The sequence below is a fragment of the Methylocella tundrae genome, assembly GCF_038024855.1.
Taxonomy (GTDB): Bacteria; Pseudomonadota; Alphaproteobacteria; order Rhizobiales; family Beijerinckiaceae; genus Methylocapsa; species Methylocapsa tundrae.
Window position 1 is genome coordinate 1,580,624 of sequence record NZ_CP139089.1, and the last position, 17,500, is coordinate 1,598,123.

A 17,500-nucleotide genomic window follows, 5' to 3' on the forward strand; every position below is an offset into this window, starting at 1 on the left:
ATTGGGGTCGCAATGCCCGAGATGGAACTTAAACTCGTTTTCGACGAAGCAGATCTCGCCAGGCTTCGAACCTTGCCAGGCCTGCGCGATAAGCTCGCCGGCGCGCAGCCGGCGCGCAGTCACGCCATTTATTTCGACACGCCCGAAAAGTATCTCTGGAAGCGCGGCCTGGCGCTCCGCGTTCGCCGAACGGGCGACGTTTCGATCCAGACGATCAAGCAGGTGGGCTGCGCGCTCCTCGAACGGGGAGAATGGGAGCGGCGGATCAATTGGGACCCCTCCGACGCTCCCCCACGGCCCGACGGAACGATGATCGACGAAACGCCTTTCGCCGATGTAATCGATAAAGCCGTCCGCGCGCGCCTGCGTCCGACGTTCGAGGTCGACGTCCAGCGCGTCGCCTTTATGGTTACGGAGGGAAACGCCGCCATCGAGGTGGCGATCGACCGTGGCCGGATCAAAAGCGCGGGGGCCGAGCGGGAGACGCTCCCCGTTTCCGAGCTTGAGCTCGAACTGAAGCGCGGCGACAAACAGGAGCTATTCACGCTGGCGCGCGAACTGACGGCGCATGCTCCTCTCCACTTAAGCTTGATCAGCAAGGCCGAGCGCGGCCGGAGGCTGGTCGATGGCCTGTGGGGCCATCCGGCGAAAGCATCGAGCCCTCGCCTTGAGGCCGATATGACGGGAGAGCAGGCGTTCAGCGCCATCTGCCGCGCTTGCTTGAATGATTTCATGCTCAACGCGGCTGTGCTGACGTCGAAATCCAGTCCCGATCCCGTCGAGGCTATTCACCAGGGCCGAATCGCGTTGCGGCGCCTGCGGGCGGCGCTTGCTCTCTTCAAACCCATGGCGCGCGACGACGCCTTTGCAAGAATGAATGATGAATTGCGGAGGCTCGCGCGCCTTTTTGGAGAGGCGCGCGATCGCGACATCATGCTCGCTAATGCGCCGGAAACCTCTCGTGCGGCCAGCGCCGCCGCGGCCAATGACTTCTCGACATGGCTCGAACACAGACGCCTCGCCGCGCGTGAAGCCGCGCGCGAGGCCGTGCAATCCGAGCGCTGGCGAATATTTCTCATCGACTTCTCCGAATGGATCGACTGCGGCGCGTGGAGGCGCCGTCCCTCCGGCCACCATCTCGAGCCGGTGGCCCAGTTCATCCGCAGGCGGCTGAAAAAGCGGCTGGCGGCTCTGCTGCGAGAGGCGCGTGACCTCGCAGAACTCGATGCGGGCGCGCAGCACGCGGTTCGAATCGCAGCGAAAAAGCTGCGTTACATGGCGCAGTTTTTCGTCGGCGTCTCAGGCGTTGCGGATCGCAAGCGCATGAAGCGGCTGCTTGGCGGTCTTGATAAACTCCAATCCTGTCTTGGCGTCCTGCATGATGACGAGGCCAGTCTGACGGCGGCGCGGATCGACATCGGCCTCTGGCGGGCCGAAGTGGGCGACGTCGGCCCTCTCGCGCTCGAAGCGGCGGCGCGCTGGACGACGCCAAAAGAGGACGGCAAGAAATGGCTGGAGCAGGCGCTCGAAGCCTATTCCGAAGTGGCCGAGGCTGAGCCGTTCTGACTATCCCTTGGCGGGAAAATGCCCTAACAAGTAAACAAGAAGTCCGTGAAGCGCCGATCAAGCGTGGCTCCGCCTTTGCCAAAGCCCGATGGACGCTTCAAGTCATCGAATGTCGAAATATTGCTTTGATGTGGAAACCGCGCCTGATCGGAACCGCGCCAGCGGCTCCCACTGTCCCCGAAGGGGTCAGAATCTATGCAATTGGAGACATTCATGGGCGCGCCGACCTGCTCGAACAGACATTCGTCCGAATCGACGCAGACCTGCTCAGGCATCCGATAGCCAATCCCATCCAGGTCTTTCTCGGCGATTATATCGATCGCGGCCCGAAATCTTCGGACGTTCTGACGCAGTTGATCAATCGCGGAAAAGCCCACCGGACCGTCTGCCTCAAAGGCAACCACGAGCTCTATCTTCTCGAATTTCTGCGTAATCCGGCGATATTGCGCGCCTGGGGCCAATATGGCGGATTGACGACGCTCTTATCTTATGGCCTGAGGCCGAGCCTCAATCCGGACGAGGAGGAAGAGGGCGAGCTCTCCGCAGGCCTGCAACGCGCTCTGCCGAAAAGCCACCATCAATTTCTCAGCTCCCTTCCTTTGTCCTACACATGTGGCGACTTCTTTTTTGTTCATGCCGGCATCCGGCCGGGGGCGTCGCTCTCCCGGCAGCGCGACGATGATCTGCTGTGGATCAGGGACGAATTTCTCTCGCACGAGGAGTCATTTGAAAAAATCATCGTTCACGGCCACACGCCTGTCATGGAGCCGGAGGTACGGAGCAATCGCATCGACATCGATACGGGCGCCTACGCCACGGGGCGCCTGACCTGCCTGAGACTGGAGCGCGATCAAATCGACTTCATCTAGAATTTTGGGCTTTGGGTTATTGTGTTGCAATCCGGCTTGCAAACCGCTCGTCTGCGCGCGAATGATCAAGGAGGGAGTGATCGATGAGTTTGGAACCACCCCGACCGGGCTTCATGTTCGCGCCTGAGGCGAACGACGAATTTTTCCTGGCGGAGCCGGTCGGGCTGCGCATCAGCATTCTCGCCTTTTCGGGCGTTCTCGTGATCGCAGGCCTATGGCTGCTCGTCACCGCGTTGCTGCTGCCGCAGGCGATTGCTCTCCCGCTCGACAGGACGAGCGCAGCGGCCGTCGCGGCTTATCGCGACAACGCCCTCTGGGCGGCGCGGCTCGGCGTCGTCAGGGGAGACCTCTTCGCGCAGGCCGCCTATACCGACGCGGATATTATCTGGCTATACCGGACGCATGGCCCTGACGCGGCCAACGCCGCGCGTCTACAGCGCGCAAAAGCCAACGCAGAAGCCGCCGTCGCTCTGGCTCCGGTCAACGGCGCGGCATGGCTGCTTTTAGCCGAACTGCCGCCCGGGTCCGGCAAAGCCGCGGAGGCGAAGGGAATGATCGCGCTGCAAATGTCCTATTTCACGGCGCCAAACAACGCGTCCCTCGCGGCGGCCCGTATCGAGCAGGCGCTCGCTTCTCCCGCGCCGCTCGACAGGGACCTGCAGGAGTTCATGAAAGGCGATTTGCGCCAGATCCTGACTTTGCAGCCAGAGCAGAAACCCGCGATCCTCGCAGCCTACAAAGCGGCGACGCCGCAGAACCAGGCGAGCTTCGAGGCGCTCAGCGCCCAGGCCGACCCGGATTTTAGCCAATCCCTGCGCGGCGACGCGCCCAAATGAGACCGCGGCTTCTCCCCACCGAGCCGTCCTTTTTTCAGCGCATCGAATAGACGCGGCGAAAGACGGTCGGGACATTTCCAGCACTCAACTCGAAAAGGTCGAAATAATGAGCAAGATCAAGGTCGCCAATCCCGTCGTCGAACTTGATGGCGATGAGATGACCCGGATCATCTGGCGTTACATTCGCGAGAAACTCGTTCTGGCCTATCTCGATCTCGATCTGGAATATTATGATCTTTCCATCGAAAATCGCGACGCCACCAATGATCAGGTCACGGTGGACGCTGCGAACGCGATCAAGACGCACGGCGTCGGCGTGAAATGCGCGACCATCACCCCCGACGAGGCGCGCGTTAAAGAATTTAATCTGAAGCAGATGTGGAGGTCTCCAAACGGCACGATCCGCAATATTCTGGGCGGGGTGATCTTTCGCGAGCCGATTATCTGCCAGAACGTTCCCCGTCTGGTGCCGGGATGGACGCAGCCGATCGTGATTGGCCGCCATGCGTTCGGCGACCAATATGCCGCGACCGATTTCAGGGTGCCGGGCAAGGGACGCCTGACGATCAAGTTCGAAGGCGACGACGGCTCCATCATCGAGAAGGAAATCTATAAATATCCCGGGGCTGGCGTATCGCTGTCGATGTATAATCTTGATGATTCCATCCGCGATTTTGCAAGAGCCTCACTAAACTATGGCCTCGCCTCCAAATATCCCGTCTATCTGTCGACGAAGAACACTATTCTGAAGGCCTATGACGGGCGCTTCAAGGATCTGTTCCAGGAGATTTTCGAGACCGAATTCGCTGATAAATTCGCGGCGGCCGGCATTACCTACCAGCATCGCCTCATCGACGACATGGTGGCGTCATCGCTCAAATGGTCCGGCGGTTATGTCTGGGCGTGCAAGAACTACGATGGCGACGTCCAATCGGATACGGTCGCGCAAGGGTTCGGCTCGCTTGGCCTTATGACCTCGGTGCTGCTCAGCCCGGACGGCAGAACTGTGGAAGCAGAGGCCGCGCACGGCACGGTGACGCGCCATTACCGCGAATATCAGCAGGGCAAGGAAACGTCGACGAATTCGATCGCGTCGATCTTCGCCTGGACTCGCGGCCTCTCGCATCGGGCCAAGCTCGACGACAATGCCGAACTCGCGGCCTTCGCGCAAACACTGGAGAAGGTCTGCGTCAGGACGGTCGAGTCAGGCTACATGACCAAGGATCTCGCTCTCCTCGTCGGCGCCCAGCAAAAGTGGCTCTCGACGACTGGCTTCCTCGACAAGGTCGACGACAATTTACGCAAGGCGATGTCGGGCGCCCTCAAGGTCTGAACGCTTCGTCTATCCAGCGCGGCGGCCGGATTTGCTCTCGCCGCCGCCAGGCGTCCAGTACAATTATCATCTCTTGACATTTACTTGAAGAGGCGCTGCTCCGGCGCCATCCGATTCGCCCGCCCAGATGTGAATGCCGCATAGGCAGGGCGCCCCCGCAAAAAGGAATAACTCAAGACGCGGGCGAGACTTACGATTGAATATGCGCGCCGCAATCGGTATAAGGCTGGCAATTGGGTTTGGGGAGACTTTCCGGTGCCTGCCGAAATGGTCGAAGACGCCTATAGACCTTCTGAAGAAGAGACGTTCATGAATGAACGTCAGCGCGAGTATTTTCGTCGCAAACTTCTGGCATGGAAGGAAGATATCCTGCGCGAAAGCCGCGAGACGCTCGTCGCCTTGCAAAGCGAGAATGAAAATCATCCGGACGTCGCAGACCGGGCTTCCTCGGAGACCGATCGAGCCATTGAGCTCAGGGCGCGCGATCGGCAACGCAAGCTGATTTCAAAGATCGAAGCGGCGCTTGGACGATTGGACGATGGAACCTACGGCTATTGCGAGGAAACCGGTGAGCCTATCGGTTTGAAGCGTCTCGATGCGCGGCCGATCGCAACCCTCTCTGTCGAGGCGCAGGAACGCCACGAAAAACGCGAACGCGTCTACCGCGACAGCTAAACAGACTGATCAAGGGCTAAAATAGCGAGCAGAATCGATCCCTTGAGGAATCATCATGCTCCAGAAGCGGCCCGATTCGGCCAAGCTTCGATGCCCCGACCGCTCGATTGAAGAGATCATGGGGTAGCTAAGCTCAGGTCCGGTAATCGCAGTTCGAATCGCCGCCTCCCCCCGAAATTGATGCCCGATTGGGAATCCGAGGCTTAACGACTGGGTCCCCGTCCGAGAAGCTTCGCCATTTCTTCTTCGAGCGAATCGATCGGATCGAACGCCGAGGAAGCGGGCTTTTCCGGCTGCGGCTCGGACTCCTCCCCGCGTTCCGGCGCGGCCTCGACATCATCCGCTGGTTTTTCCGCGACGATCGCAAGCTCGGCCGGCGCAGTCTGCGCCGCCTCCGGGGCCGCAGGCTCCAATTTCTCGACGATCGGAGCCGGCGGCGCGGCGGCGGCAGTTTCATCTCCAGCGCCCTCCCCGTTCGCCGGGGGCGTGGCCAGCGGTTGAGATAATGGTTCTGCGGCGAGCGGCGCGGCCTCGGCAGGAGACTCCGCGGGTGCGCTCGGAGCCGCTGCCGTTGAAGAGACTGATACGGCCGCCGACTTCGCCATCATCTCGGCTAGCTGGCGCGGCGGCGACGGCCGCAGGAAAGGAGTCGCCAATGGCGCGCGCGGAAAAACGCTTCCCGGCCCGGAGGCGCCTTCTCCGCGCGCGGCAAGGTCTGGGCGCAGGAGAGGTTCGCGTGGCGTCCGCTGCGGCGGCGTGAGCGGCTGGGCGGTTCGCCGGGGCGGAAGGGGAAAGGCCGGCGATCGGGGGGGCGATGCCGGAGGCGTCGGCGAAGCAGGCGGAACGGACGGCGGCGCAACAGAGAACTGATCTGCGGCGGGAGCCGGCGCAACTGATTCGGGTTCCGATGCGATCGGCGACGGAATTGGCGTGGCGGGCTGAATGGGAGCCCGGCGGCCCAACGGCTCGCGCGAGGCCACGCGCGCCGCCACGGGTTCAAGCTCGGGCTGCTGCCACGGCGGAGGGCCGGGCGCCGGGGCAGGACCCGAACCTTGGCCCGCCACCTGGCTCTGCGGCGCCTCTTTCGGTTCGCGCAGATCTTTTTCCCGTGGCCTCTCCCGCCCTTCCGCGCGGATGATTTCCGATTCGATGACGAGATCGTTCGGACCGCCGATCATCAACAGATGCTCGACATTATCCCGCCGGATGATGACAAGCTGACGCTGACGATCAAGGTCGAAGGCGTCCACGACGCCAAGCCGCGGAAGCCGCGTCCTGCCAGCTCCCGGCATCTTCACGCGACGCCCAGTGGCAAACCGGAAAACGACGAGGATGAGCGCCAAAGCGAGCAGAAGAACGATTGCCGCAGCGATGAAGGTCAAACTTTTATTCTCGGACATCTTGTCGAATATGGCCTGCATTAGCTGGGCTCGCTCGAAAACATGGGATGACAATCTGCATCGTGACTCGTTCGATCGCGCGCGAGCAACACAAGATGACGCCGCACCTTAGAAAATGCGGCTCGTTCGATCAAGGCTCGCAAGATTTTCACTCGGGCGACGCCAGTCCCTTCAAACGAAAACACGCCGCGGCGGCGATTTCTTCCCGCGATGGGAGCCTTGACTGGACGCCGTCCGCTTTGATGCGCTGTAATATCATGACATTCTTGTGCGAGACGTTTATTGAGGAAATCTTCCTCGATGCGATTGCCAACGCGAATCGGGAATTGCATCCTCGCGGTCGAAGCGCGCCTGACGATAGAGCGCCCGAGCTTGCGGCGGCGAGCGGACTTCAGGACGCCGGCGCGAAAGCGGCCTGGCCTGCCTCCGCGCTTCGCGCCTCGGCGGGACTGGGCGCGCGGCGGGGTCTGATTCGCGTTTTGCCTACGGCGGACAAACAGCCATGACCGACCAGCCGATTCCCGCCGCCTTCGAGAGGACCGAGCGCGCAGGCAGCCCCGCCCTCGTCCTGGTTTTCGCTCTGTTTCTCGCAGGAGCGGCGGCGCTCTTTTCGTTCCTGCCGAAGGACGAGGCCGGAAATGTCGTGATGGGCCTCCTCGCGGCGCTCGCGGTCGTCGGCGTCTTCGCCGTCTTCGCTTTCGCGGTCGGTCTTCTTCAGTTCGCGGGGCAAGCCGCCAAAAACGACATCACAAAGCTGATTTGCGACGGCAACCAGGAAGGGCTGATCGCAACCGACGCCCCCGGCAAGATCATTTACGCCAACGAGACTTACATGCACCTGTCCGGCGCCCGTAATCCGGCCGATCTGCGCCCCGTGGAGCGCCTTTTTTCCGGCGCGCCAGACGTGTCCGAAGCCATCTACCGGCTTGCTCAGGCGGCGCGCGACGGCAAGCCCAATGTCGAGGAGCTGCGCCTCAGTCCGCCGCTCAGCGGCGACGGACGCGTCGGCTGGTACAAGATCAAGGTCCGGCCGCTGCCTTTCGCAGGCGTGAGGCGCGCCAATATCTGGACCGTCGCAGACGTCACCCGGGAGCGCGAGCGGCAGGAGAATGTCTTTCAGGAATTGCAGCACGCGATCGACTTTCTCGATTATGCGCCCGCGGGGTTCTTTTCCTGCGATCGCGACGGCGCCGTTTCCTATATGAACGCGACCCTCGCCGCGTGGCTCGACTATGATCTCGCGCAGGTCGGCTCGGGTGGTCTTGCGCTTGCGGACTTCCTCGCCGGCGACGGCGCCTCGCTGATCGCCTCGATCGCAGGCGGCGCGGGCGAGGTGCGCACCGAACAGTTCGACCTCGATCTGAAACGGCGCGGCGGTCAGAGCCTGCCCGTCCGCCTGCTGCATCGCGTCGCTTTCGGGAGTGACGGAGCCGCCGGACCCTCGCGCACCCTCGTGCTAAACCGCGCGCCAGGCGAGGAGCCGGCCGAGGATCTGCGCGCGGCGGAAGTCCGCTTCGCGCGGGTTTTCAATTCGACGCCAATGGCGATCGCCATTCTGGACGCAAACGGAGGCATCGTGCGCTCCAACGCCGCTTTCGCCCGGCTGATGCCCGAAGCCTTGAAATGGGCCGATGTCGGAGCTGGACGCTCAATCTATGCCGGAATTCTGGAGCGCGACCGCAACGCGCTCGAAACGGCCCTGGCCGCCGCCGCCGGGTCACAAACCGATATTCCCCCCGTCGACGTCGCGCTGGCCGGGGACGGCGACCGCTCCGCCCGCCTCTTCATTTCCGCGTCCGACGAGCGAGACGGGGCCGGGGCGACCATTTACGCGCTCGACACCACCGAACAGCGCACCTTGCAGAACAATTTCGCGCAATCGCAGAAGATGCAGGCGATCGGCCAGCTCGCCGGCGGCGTCGCGCATGATTTCAACAATGTGCTGACGGCCATCATCGGCTATTCGGATTTGCTGCTCGCCAATCATCGGCCAACCGATCCCTCCTTCCGCGACATCATGCAGATCAAGCAGAACGCCAACCGCGCCGCCGGGCTGGTGCGGCAGCTGCTCGCCTTCTCGCGCCGCCAGACGCTGCGCCCGCAGGTGCTGCAGCTCGGCGACGTGCTCTCGGATCTGCAAATGCTGATGCGCCGGCTCGTCGGCGAAAAGATCAACCTCGAGTTGCGGCACGGCCGCGACCTCTGGCTCGTTAGAGCCGACCTCAATCAATTCGAGCAGGTCATCGTCAATCTGATCGTCAATGCGCGCGACGCGATGCCGGGGGGCGGCGACATTTTATTACGAACCCGCAACGTCATGCCCGACGAATGCGCGTCTTTTGACGAGAATTCGCTGCTTGCGGGCGAATATGTCGCCATCGAAGTCGAGGATGGCGGACACGGCGTCCCGCCCGAAGTCAAAGACAAGATATTCGAGCCTTTCTTCACGACGAAGGAAGTCGGCAAGGGCACCGGCCTTGGCCTCGCCATGGTCTATGGCATCGTGAAGCAGACCGGCGGTTACGTTTTTTGCTCCAGCATGTCCGGCAAGGGCGCCACTTTCACCGTCCTTTTGCCCCGCTATGTCGCCGAGTCGCATGAGGCCGCGCCTTCGGTCGAGCCGGCAAAGCCCGCGGCCGACCTCACCGGACACGGCACCATTCTCCTCGTGGAGGACGAAGAGGCCGTCCGCGCTTTCGGCGCCCGCGCGCTCGCTTCACGCGGCTATAGCGTGCTGCAGGCCGCCTCTGGTCTGGAGGCGCTCGACATCGTTGAGCAGAATCAGGGAAAAATCGATCTCGTCGTCTCGGATGTGGTAATGCCCGAGATGGACGGGCCGACCATGTTCGGCGAATTGCGCAAACGCGGCGTCAAGGCGAAAGTCATCTTCGTGTCCGGCTACGCCGAGGAAGCTTTCGCCAAAAACCTTCCCGAGGGCGAGGATTTCGGCTTTCTGCCGAAACCCTTCTCGTTGAAGCAATTGATCGAGGCGGTCAAAGCCGCGGCGAGCTGAACGCCGCGCTCGCGGCCAAGACGTCTTACTCGATGCCCGCCTCGCGGCTGCGCGCGTTCCAGGCGCCGCGGAAGCGCTTTTCGATCTCGACCGGATCGGTTTCGGCGGTTTTCGCGGCGGCGAGCGCGCCGCGAACGAGCGAGCCTTCCTCGACGGTCAGAACGATCGGGCCCGCCATATAGGCCGCGTTCGGAAGCGCATGCAGGATCGCCGCCTTGTTTGGATGCTCCTTGACCTCGACCAGTTGATCGGCGACAGGACTGCCGTCAATGCAAATCAGCGCGCCGATCACTTCCACTTTGCGTCCGTCCGAAGTGCTTCGAATGAATGTTGTTTGCATCGTCTCCATACATCCTTTCCTGGTTTAGCGATTGCTTTCTTGTTTTAGCGATTGCGAAGTCAGCGCTAGAGCATATTCCGATCAGATCGGTTCGATCTGATCGACAAGGATATGCTCAGGTTTCTGTATCTGGAGCGATTTCTGATCGATCGAATGACTCCATTCGATCGGAAAGCGCTCTAGAGGCGGTGGTCTGTTTCACTTCCAGCCCGTCAATCGCGTCAACTGATCCTGTTCTAGTCAACCGCAGCCGCCAAAGCGGCGATGACGGTTCCTCCCACGAGCTCCATCGCGTCCAGCTCGGAGATCTTGTCGAGATAGCGCTGCGATTTCGCCTTCTCGTCACGGCGCAAATGGATGAAAGCAAGGGCCTTCAACGTATAAAGCGCGAAATGGCCTGGCCCATTGACGTCGGAGGAAATCTGGCCGCTTCTCCAGAGCGTCCAATCGGCGTCCAATCCTGCCTGACGCGCGGCCTCTTCTAGCCCGGCCTCGGCGATCGTCAGCGCTTCGTCGAGATTACCCTGATAGGTATGGATTTTATAAAGGCATAGATAGCTCGGCAAAGCATCAGGCCGCAGCGCAAGCGCCTCGCGAAAGGCAAGGTCAGCGCCGACCGGATCGCGCCGGTAAAGCGACACGCCGCGCTGCAGCATCTTATTCACCTCCGGCAGCACGTCCCCGAAATCGATCAGATTGTCCATTTGGACGATATTGTTGGCTCGAAGCTTCCACGGTTGGCTGATTTCTGACATGGAATCGCGCGCGCTCTCGGGATTTGGCTGACGTGCGGCGAGCAAGCAATTGCCGTGCCCTGCCCGCGCGGTAGCTGCGAAAGGCCGTCACATCCGGCCGCCGCGGCCTCGAGGCATGGCGTTAACCATAGCCAAACTTTTGGCTTGTCCAGCCGGGCGGCGGCGCGACGCGTCACCCGATTATTTTTCTATCTCTCGTTGCGCTTTTCCACAGCCACCAATTGCATATCCCTCTGCCGAGGGCGTCACAGGCTGAGAAATATGCCGGATAAGTAGAACATAAAAAGAACTTGCGAACGAGAACAAATACAGTACATTCAATAGCAACGCAGATCGCATTGCACTCCTCGCCTAGCCTGTGTCAGAAGGATCAATCACATGAGTCAAGCCAATCTCCGCCTCGTAGAAGGATCGTCCGTGGACAAGACCAAGGCCCTTGACGCCGCCCTGTCACAGATCGAACGCGCCTTCGGCAAAGGCTCGATCATGCGGCTTGGCAAGAATCAGAAAGTCGTCGAAATCGAAACCGTGCCGACCGGCTCTCTCGGTCTCGACATCGCCCTTGGCGTCGGCGGACTGCCGCGCGGGCGGGTCATCGAGATCTATGGTCCCGAATCGTCCGGAAAAACGACCCTGACGTTGCATGTCATCGCCGAAGCCCAGAAAAAGGGCGGCGTTTGCGCCTTCGTCGACGCGGAACACGCGCTCGACACCATTTATGCGCGAAAACTCGGCGTCAATCTCGAAGATCTTCTGGTTTCCCAGCCGGACACCGGCGAGCAGGCGCTGGAGATTACCGATACGCTGGTGCGCTCGGGCGCGGTCGACGTGCTGGTCATCGATTCGGTCGCGGCGTTGACCCCCCGCGCGGAAATCGAAGGGGAAATGGGCGATAGCCAGCCAGGTCTCCAGGCGCGCCTGATGAGTCAGGCTCTACGCAAGCTCACGGCGTCGATCTCGCGTTCGCAAACGATGGTGATTTTCATCAATCAGATCCGCATGAAGATCGGTGTCATGTACGGCAGCCCCGAGACGACGACAGGCGGCAACGCATTGAAATTCTATGCGTCGGTTCGGCTCGATATCCGCCGCATCGGATCGATCAAGGATCACGACGAAGTGACGGGCAACCAGACGCGCGTCAAGGTCGTCAAGAACAAGGTCGCGCCGCCCTTCAAACAAGTCGAATTTGACATTATGTATGGCGAGGGCATTTCGAAAATCGGCGAGCTGATCGATCTTGGCGTGAAAGCCGGCGTCGTCGAGAAATCAGGAGCCTGGTTCTCCTATGACAGCCAACGGCTTGGGCAAGGCCGTGAGAACGCCAAGACTTTCCTGAAGGCCAATCCGGCGATCGCCGATAAGATCGAGCTCGCCATTCGTGAGAATTCGGGGATGATCGCCGACAAGATTCTGGACGTCGCCGACGGCGGCGAGGAATGACGCTTTCCGGCCTCTTAGGCCTTCGCCGCGATCGGCCGGTTCTCGAGCATGATCGCGGCGCGGGAACAAGCCGTGCTTCTGGTCTTTCGCGTACGTCTGGCGATGCTGCGGCTCGAAGCCGGCCTCCGGCGCATTGACGATGGCGCCGGCCGCGCCTTGAGGCGCGTCGCCGCGACTTGCGTTTTGCCGTCGCGCCACGCATTTTGCACCAATTCATGGAGAGCTGCTGCGCGCGAACGCAAAGGCTTAAGACGGAAAAGCAAATGAACGGCGTGAACGAGATCCGCTCGGGGTTCCTCAAGTTTTTCAAGCGGCATGGTCATGAGATCGCGCCATCGTCGCCGCTCGTTCCGCGCAATGACCCGACCCTGATGTTCACCAATGCGGGGATGGTTCAATTCAAGAATCTGTTCACTGGCCTCGAAAAGCGTCCCTATACGCGCGCCGCGAGCGCGCAGAAATGCGTCCGCGCCGGCGGCAAGCACAATGACCTCGATAATGTCGGCTATACCGCACGGCACCATACCTTCTTTGAAATGCTCGGCAATTTTTCGTTTGGCGACTATTTCAAGCCGCTCGCGATCGAACTCGCCTGGAAATTGATTACGGAAGAATTCAACCTGCCGAAGGACCGGCTTCTCGTCACGATCTATCACACCGACGACGAAGCTTTCGCGTTATGGAAGAAGATCGCGGGCTTTCCGGACTCAAGAATCATTCGGATCGCAACCTCCGACAATTTTTGGGCGATGGGCGACACCGGCCCCTGCGGCCCCTGCTCCGAGATCTTCTATGATCAGGGCGACAAGCTCCAGGGCGGCCCTCCCGGCAGTCCCGACGAAGACGGCGATCGCTTTCTCGAATTCTGGAACCTCGTCTTCATGCAGTTCGAGCAGATCGGGCCAGATGAGCGCATCAATTTGCCGCGGCCCTCGATCGATACCGGCATGGGCCTCGAGCGCATCGCGGCCCTGCTCCAGGGCGTCACGTCAAATTACGACATTGATCTTTTCCGCGTCCTGATCAACGCCATCGCGGATGCGACCGGGGTTGAGCCGGACGGACCGCAAAAGGCCAGTCACCGTGTGATCGCCGACCATTTGCGCGCCTGCGCCTTCCTCATCGCCGACGGCGTTACACCGTCGAACGAGGGACGCGGCTATGTCCTGCGCCGCATCATGCGGCGCGCCATGCGCCACGCGCAGATCCTCGGGTCCCGCGAACCACTATTGTGGCGCCTCGTTCCGGTTCTGACGCGCGAGATGGGGCAAGCCTATCCAGAACTCTTGCGCGCCGAACCGCTGATCGTCGAAACGCTCCGCCTCGAAGAGGCGCGTTTCATTGATACGCTTGCACGCGGTCTTTCAATTCTCGATGAAGCGGTGCGCGATCTTCCGGGCGGCGCGGCCCTTCCCGGCCAGGTCGCCTTTAAGCTCTACGACACTTACGGCTTTCCCCTCGACCTGACTCAGGACGCGCTGCGCGCGCGTTCGCTCAGCGTTGACGTCGAAGGCTTCAACACCGCTATGGAGCGTCAACGCGCTGAGGCCCGTAAAGCCTGGGCCGGCTCCGGCGAGGCGGCCACCGAAAATATCTGGTTCCCCATCAAGGAGAAAGCCGGCGCGACTGATTTTCTCGGCTATGACGCGGAGCGGGCCGAAGGCGTCGTCACAGCGATCGTCAAGAATGGGCTGCCAGCCGATCGCCTCGGCGTTGGCGAGACTGGTTCGATCATCCTCAATCAGACGCCTTTCTATGGCGAGTCGGGCGGACAGGTCGGAGACACCGGCGTCATGCGCGCCAGCGGCGTGCGCTTCCGGGTGACGAACACGCAAAAGAAACTCGGCGATCTTTTCGTGCATGAGGGCGTCGTCGAGGCCGGCGAAATTCATCCGGGTCTTGCTCTCGAACTTGCAGTCGATCATGCCCGCCGCACGGCGATCCGCGCCAATCACTCGGCCACGCATCTGTTGCACGAAGCGCTGCGTCTCGTGCTTGGCGATCATGTCGCGCAAAAAGGCTCGCTCGTCGCGGAAGATCGCCTTCGTTTCGACTTCGCGCATCTGAAGCCGATTTCGGAGGCCGAGTTGAGCCGCGTGGAGGATATCGCCAACCGCGCGGTTCTTCAGAACGCGCCCGTCGTCACGCGGTTGATGGCCGTCGACGACGCGATCCATTCAGGCGCGCGCGCTCTATTCGGCGAAAAATATGGCGATGAAGTTCGCGTCGTGACGATGGGTTACGCGCAGGACCGCGAAGATGACGGCGAGGGCCGCGCCAACCGCGCCTTTTCGGTCGAATTGTGCGGCGGCACTCACGTTTCCCGGACCGGCGACATCGGACTCATCACCATCGTATCCGAGTCGGCGGTCGCAGCCGGCGTGCGGCGCATCGAAGCCAAGACCGCGGATGGCGCGCGACGTCATCTCAACGCCCAAGCACATCGGCTCCATGAGGTCGCAGGGCTCCTCAAGGCGCCAGAGGAGGACGCCGCCAAACGCCTTGCGTCGCTCCTCGACGAGCGGCGCAAGCTAGAACGCGAGCTGACCGAGGCCCGCAAGAAACTGGCGATGGGCGGCGCAGATGAGAGTCAGTCACATCGCGCTCAATCCATCGGCGGAATCACGTTCCTTGGACGGTCGGTGACGGGCATCGAGTTGAAAGATCTAAAATCGCTGGCTGATGAAGCAAAGCAGAGCGTCGGCTCTGGCGTCGTGGCGATCGCCAGCGTGGATGATGATGGCAAGGCCGGAATTGTCGTTGGCGTGACCGCAGATCTCGTCGATCGTTTCGATGCGGTCGCCCTCGTTCGGCTTGCCGCGGCAAAGCTGGGCGGCAAGGGCGGAGGCGGCCGGCGCGACATGGCGCAGGCGGGGGGCCCGGACGGCGCCGGCGTCGATGCGGCGTTGGCCGCTATCGGGGACGCCCTTCAGGCGGCTCAAACCGCCGCCTGAAAGCTGGGCCTGCTCAATTAATGTCGGCGCGATGCAACTCCTCATTGAGTGAGCGGTTGTAAGGCTTGATGGCCCATGGAGGGAGATCATGTCCGATATCAATCTTAAGGACGCTAACGCGGCTGCCGACCTCAGCGCGAGCACCCTGTCGTCGACGACGAAAAATCTGCAGGCGTTCGCAGCTGAAATCGCAGAAATGTCGCGCCAATCAATCGAGCATACAACCGATACGATCGAGAAACTTCGCAACGCCCGAGGCCTGTCAGAAATCCTCACAATTCAAACCAATTTCATGAGGGAGGCTTTCGAGCATCTGTCTCAACATACGCGCAAGTTCAGCGAGCTGATGACCTCGCTTCCGCTCGAAATGAGCAAGACCTATGCGCAGCTCTGGACGAAATCGCTGGATTCAGGCGTAAGGACCGTGGAAGAAGCCGGTGAAAAGGCGGCGGCGAACGTCGAACGCTTGTCTCAGACTTATCGCAATCCATGAAAGGCCGACGCTCAAGCGACCACCTGCCGGGCGCTGCGAAAACGCCGGCGACCCTCGTTGTTAAAGTGTGATGGGCGGGCTCTTTAATATGTCATAAAGGCATGCCAGAGGTGAACCTTGCTCCGGCATAATTTCCAGATGAGTTCCGCTTCGCATGCCTCGGCTCCTCCTCCTTCGTCATGCCGAAGCTGCGCCGTCGGCTAACAGAAGAGATATTGATAGGCGGCTGACGCCGGGGGGCCGCAGCGCTGCTGTTAGAATAGGAGCCTACCTCCGGTCGGCGGCTCTCGCGCCAAATTTGGTTTTTGTCTCTCCGGCGCAGCGAACGCTCGAAACGCTTCAGGAAGTTGAGCGTGGCCTTGGCCGCGAGCTGTCTTATGTCACCGTACCGGCGCTCTATCACGCGAGCGCGGAGACGATTTTTGCGGTGCTCTCCGAGGCGCCCTCAAGCATCGACACACTTCTGATGATCGGGCATAATCCAGGCTTCGCCGAAGCCGCCAACGTCCTCTCGAAAGCAGGAAATAAAGCGGATCTCGCAAGGTTGCGCGCGCAATTTCCAGCTCCCTGCCTCGCCGTGATAGATTTGGCTCCGATCGACTGGAGCGACGCCAATCATGCCCGAGGTCGCCTCGAACGTTTTGTGACGCTCGCCACCTTGGAAAAGTGACGGGCCGGCGCTTCAGCATTACGCAGACGTCAACGACAATCGGCGGATAGAAGCCAGGCCGGTGTGCGGCCCGCTGAGGGGACAGGCTCATGCTTCTGGAACTGTTCGGCGTCGTTGCGCTTGTGCTCGGTTCAACGGCCTCGGTCAACATTGAAGCAGACGCGAATGGAGCCGCTCGGACATGGACGAGCATGGAGAAAATGTCGGCCCTCGCTATGTCTCGCGCCACATTTCTTCCAGTTGAACGGGCTGTATCGAATTGGCGTTGGGAGGCGGCGCGCAGCCTCGACGCGTCGCCGCGATCTCTCGCCGACGTCATCGCCGACGATCGGCTGGGGACGCCGCGCTGCGTAAAGCTCAACAATTACTGGTGCGTCAAAAGAGCAGGCTGGGCGGGAGAGATCGCCGCCGATTCCGAGGGCCATGTCGCCTTTGCTTCCGCTTCGGAGGGAGCGGTCGTCGCAGCGATGCTGCTGCGGCGCTATTATCTGGTCTATAATCGTCGTTCGGCCCAAGCGATTCTCTCTCGCTGGGCGCCCGCTAAGTGCGGCGGGGTCAGCGCCGCTCGAGGCCGGGGCGGCGCCATTCGGCTTGGCGCGCTGACGACCCGCGGCATAGCAAATACATTGCGAGCGCGCTGGCTAGCCTCGCACCGTCGAGGCTTCGCCGCGCCCAGGCTGGCGCAAGGATCGGCAACCCTTCCGGCGCCAAAACTTCGGCGTTCGGTCGTGGCTGACAGGCCGGTCAGACTGATGGCCGCACCCGAGATTGCCGTCGGCATGGGCGAACAGAATTTGCCGTCGCGCGCGCCCGTCAGGCTGGCCGCGCTCGAGGCCCCGGACCTCGCTCCGCTTCTGCCAGGCCCGAGCTGCGTCGACGAGACCGCGCGCATCCGTCAATATGCGCTTCGCGCCATCGAGGGCGTCGTCGCGAGCCCGGATGATGACTTACAGTTGTTCGCCGCCGATGGGACGCCCCTTTCCAGCCTGTCGCGGCTCATGCAAAACATGGCGAGGGTTGAAATCGGCCCTCTGGCGGCGCGCCTCGATCTCATCACGGCGGCGATCGAGGCGGAAGCGCGACGGGACCGGGAGACCCGCGCCGTCGCCAAAACCTCTGGCGATCCGGCGCGGTAACCCGTTTGATCCTCGTA

14 protein-coding genes are annotated in these 17,500 nt (G+C 61.5%); 11 read left to right on the top strand and 3 right to left on the bottom strand.

The window, feature by feature from the left end:
• Window positions 1–12: 12 nt before the first annotated feature.
• From SIN04_RS09775 to dksA, 5 genes are all read left to right on the top strand, one after another.
• Complete coding sequence (locus SIN04_RS09775) at window positions 13–1,566, top strand: CHAD domain-containing protein (RefSeq protein ID WP_341264406.1); 1,554 nt, start codon at window positions 13–15, stop codon at window positions 1,564–1,566.
• Window positions 1,567–1,694: 128 nt separating this feature from the next.
• Complete coding sequence (locus SIN04_RS09780; protein ID WP_341264407.1) at window positions 1,695–2,435, top strand: metallophosphoesterase; 741 nt, start codon at window positions 1,695–1,697, stop codon at window positions 2,433–2,435.
• Between the two features lie 83 nt (window positions 2,436–2,518).
• A complete protein-coding gene (locus SIN04_RS09785) occupies window positions 2,519–3,271 on the top strand; it encodes a hypothetical protein (protein ID WP_134488714.1) in 753 nt (250 codons plus the stop codon).
• 106 nt (window positions 3,272–3,377) lie between these two features.
• The gene (locus SIN04_RS09790; protein WP_134488716.1) at window positions 3,378–4,604 is read left to right on the top strand and encodes an NADP-dependent isocitrate dehydrogenase; all 1,227 of its coding nucleotides are present in this window, start codon (window positions 3,378–3,380) and stop codon (window positions 4,602–4,604) included.
• 267 nt (window positions 4,605–4,871) lie between these two features.
• Window positions 4,872–5,279: an RNA polymerase-binding protein DksA gene (gene dksA / locus SIN04_RS09795; RefSeq protein WP_134492411.1), complete on the top strand. Its 408-nt coding sequence runs from the start codon at window positions 4,872–4,874 to the stop codon at window positions 5,277–5,279.
• A 203-nt stretch (window positions 5,280–5,482) separates the two neighbouring features.
• Here dksA and SIN04_RS09800 read toward each other — a convergent pair whose 3' ends face one another.
• Window positions 5,483–6,700 carry a flagellar biosynthetic protein FliO gene (locus SIN04_RS09800; protein WP_134488718.1) on the bottom strand — a complete coding sequence of 406 codons (1,218 nt, stop codon included), beginning with the start codon at window positions 6,698–6,700 and terminating at the stop codon, window positions 5,483–5,485.
• Between the two features lie 481 nt (window positions 6,701–7,181).
• Between SIN04_RS09800 and cckA the strand changes: the two genes are divergently transcribed.
• Entirely contained in the window at window positions 7,182–9,692 is a 2,511-nt protein-coding gene (cckA, locus tag SIN04_RS09805; RefSeq protein WP_134488720.1) for a cell cycle histidine kinase CckA, read from the top strand.
• Between the two features lie 25 nt (window positions 9,693–9,717).
• On the opposite strand, the gene SIN04_RS09810 is transcribed toward cckA, so the two are convergent.
• Window positions 9,718–10,032 carry a hypothetical protein gene (locus tag SIN04_RS09810; protein WP_134488722.1) on the bottom strand — a complete coding sequence of 105 codons (315 nt, stop codon included), beginning with the start codon at window positions 10,030–10,032 and terminating at the stop codon, window positions 9,718–9,720.
• A 236-nt stretch (window positions 10,033–10,268) separates the two neighbouring features.
• The gene (locus SIN04_RS09815; protein ID WP_134488724.1) at window positions 10,269–10,787 is read right to left on the bottom strand and encodes a hypothetical protein; all 519 of its coding nucleotides are present in this window, start codon (window positions 10,785–10,787) and stop codon (window positions 10,269–10,271) included.
• Between the two features lie 378 nt (window positions 10,788–11,165).
• Here SIN04_RS09815 and recA point away from each other — a divergent pair, with 378 nt between their 5' ends.
• The 5 genes from recA (at window position 11,166) to SIN04_RS09840 (ending at window position 17,483) form a co-directional block, all read left to right on the top strand.
• Window positions 11,166–12,230, top strand: a complete 1,065-nt coding sequence (gene recA / locus SIN04_RS09820) for a recombinase RecA (protein ID WP_134488727.1) — start codon at window positions 11,166–11,168, stop codon at window positions 12,228–12,230.
• A gap of 263 nt (window positions 12,231–12,493) precedes the next feature.
• Complete coding sequence (gene alaS, locus SIN04_RS09825; protein WP_341264408.1) at window positions 12,494–15,184, top strand: alanine--tRNA ligase; 2,691 nt, start codon at window positions 12,494–12,496, stop codon at window positions 15,182–15,184.
• Window positions 15,185–15,272: 88 nt separating this feature from the next.
• Window positions 15,273–15,677, top strand: coding sequence for a phasin family protein (locus SIN04_RS09830; protein WP_134488731.1), 405 nt, complete (start codon window positions 15,273–15,275; stop codon window positions 15,675–15,677).
• 154 nt (window positions 15,678–15,831) lie between these two features.
• Entirely contained in the window at window positions 15,832–16,347 is a 516-nt protein-coding gene (locus SIN04_RS09835) for a SixA phosphatase family protein (RefSeq protein WP_134488733.1), read from the top strand.
• Window positions 16,348–16,436: 89 nt separating this feature from the next.
• A complete protein-coding gene (locus tag SIN04_RS09840) occupies window positions 16,437–17,483 on the top strand; it encodes a hypothetical protein (protein WP_134488735.1) in 1,047 nt (348 codons plus the stop codon).
• The last annotated feature ends 17 nt before the right edge of the window (window positions 17,484–17,500 follow it).

What these genes read in the sequence shown, in the direction of transcription:
- SIN04_RS09775 (WP_341264406.1), top strand. Translation starts at nt 13, where the DNA reads ATGCCCGAGATGGAACTTAAACTCGTTTTCGACGAAGCAGATCTCGCC.
- SIN04_RS09830 (WP_134488731.1), top strand. Translation starts at nt 15,273, where the DNA reads ATGTCCGATATCAATCTTAAGGACGCTAACGCGGCTGCCGACCTCAGC.
- SIN04_RS09815 (WP_134488724.1), bottom strand. Translation starts at nt 10,787, where the DNA reads ATGTCAGAAATCAGCCAACCGTGGAAGCTTCGAGCCAACAATATCGTC.
- dksA (WP_134492411.1), top strand. Translation starts at nt 4,872, where the DNA reads ATGGTCGAAGACGCCTATAGACCTTCTGAAGAAGAGACGTTCATGAAT.
- SIN04_RS09800 (WP_134488718.1), bottom strand. Translation starts at nt 6,700, where the DNA reads ATGCAGGCCATATTCGACAAGATGTCCGAGAATAAAAGTTTGACCTTC.
- SIN04_RS09790 (WP_134488716.1), top strand. Translation starts at nt 3,378, where the DNA reads ATGAGCAAGATCAAGGTCGCCAATCCCGTCGTCGAACTTGATGGCGAT.
- SIN04_RS09835 (WP_134488733.1), top strand. Translation starts at nt 15,832, where the DNA reads ATGCCTCGGCTCCTCCTCCTTCGTCATGCCGAAGCTGCGCCGTCGGCT.
- SIN04_RS09780 (WP_341264407.1), top strand. Translation starts at nt 1,695, where the DNA reads ATGTGGAAACCGCGCCTGATCGGAACCGCGCCAGCGGCTCCCACTGTC.
- SIN04_RS09840 (WP_134488735.1), top strand. Translation starts at nt 16,437, where the DNA reads ATGCTTCTGGAACTGTTCGGCGTCGTTGCGCTTGTGCTCGGTTCAACG.
- recA (WP_134488727.1), top strand. Translation starts at nt 11,166, where the DNA reads ATGAGTCAAGCCAATCTCCGCCTCGTAGAAGGATCGTCCGTGGACAAG.
- cckA (WP_134488720.1), top strand. Translation starts at nt 7,182, where the DNA reads ATGACCGACCAGCCGATTCCCGCCGCCTTCGAGAGGACCGAGCGCGCA.
- SIN04_RS09785 (WP_134488714.1), top strand. Translation starts at nt 2,519, where the DNA reads ATGAGTTTGGAACCACCCCGACCGGGCTTCATGTTCGCGCCTGAGGCG.
- alaS (WP_341264408.1), top strand. Translation starts at nt 12,494, where the DNA reads ATGAACGGCGTGAACGAGATCCGCTCGGGGTTCCTCAAGTTTTTCAAG.
- SIN04_RS09810 (WP_134488722.1), bottom strand. Translation starts at nt 10,032, where the DNA reads ATGCAAACAACATTCATTCGAAGCACTTCGGACGGACGCAAAGTGGAA.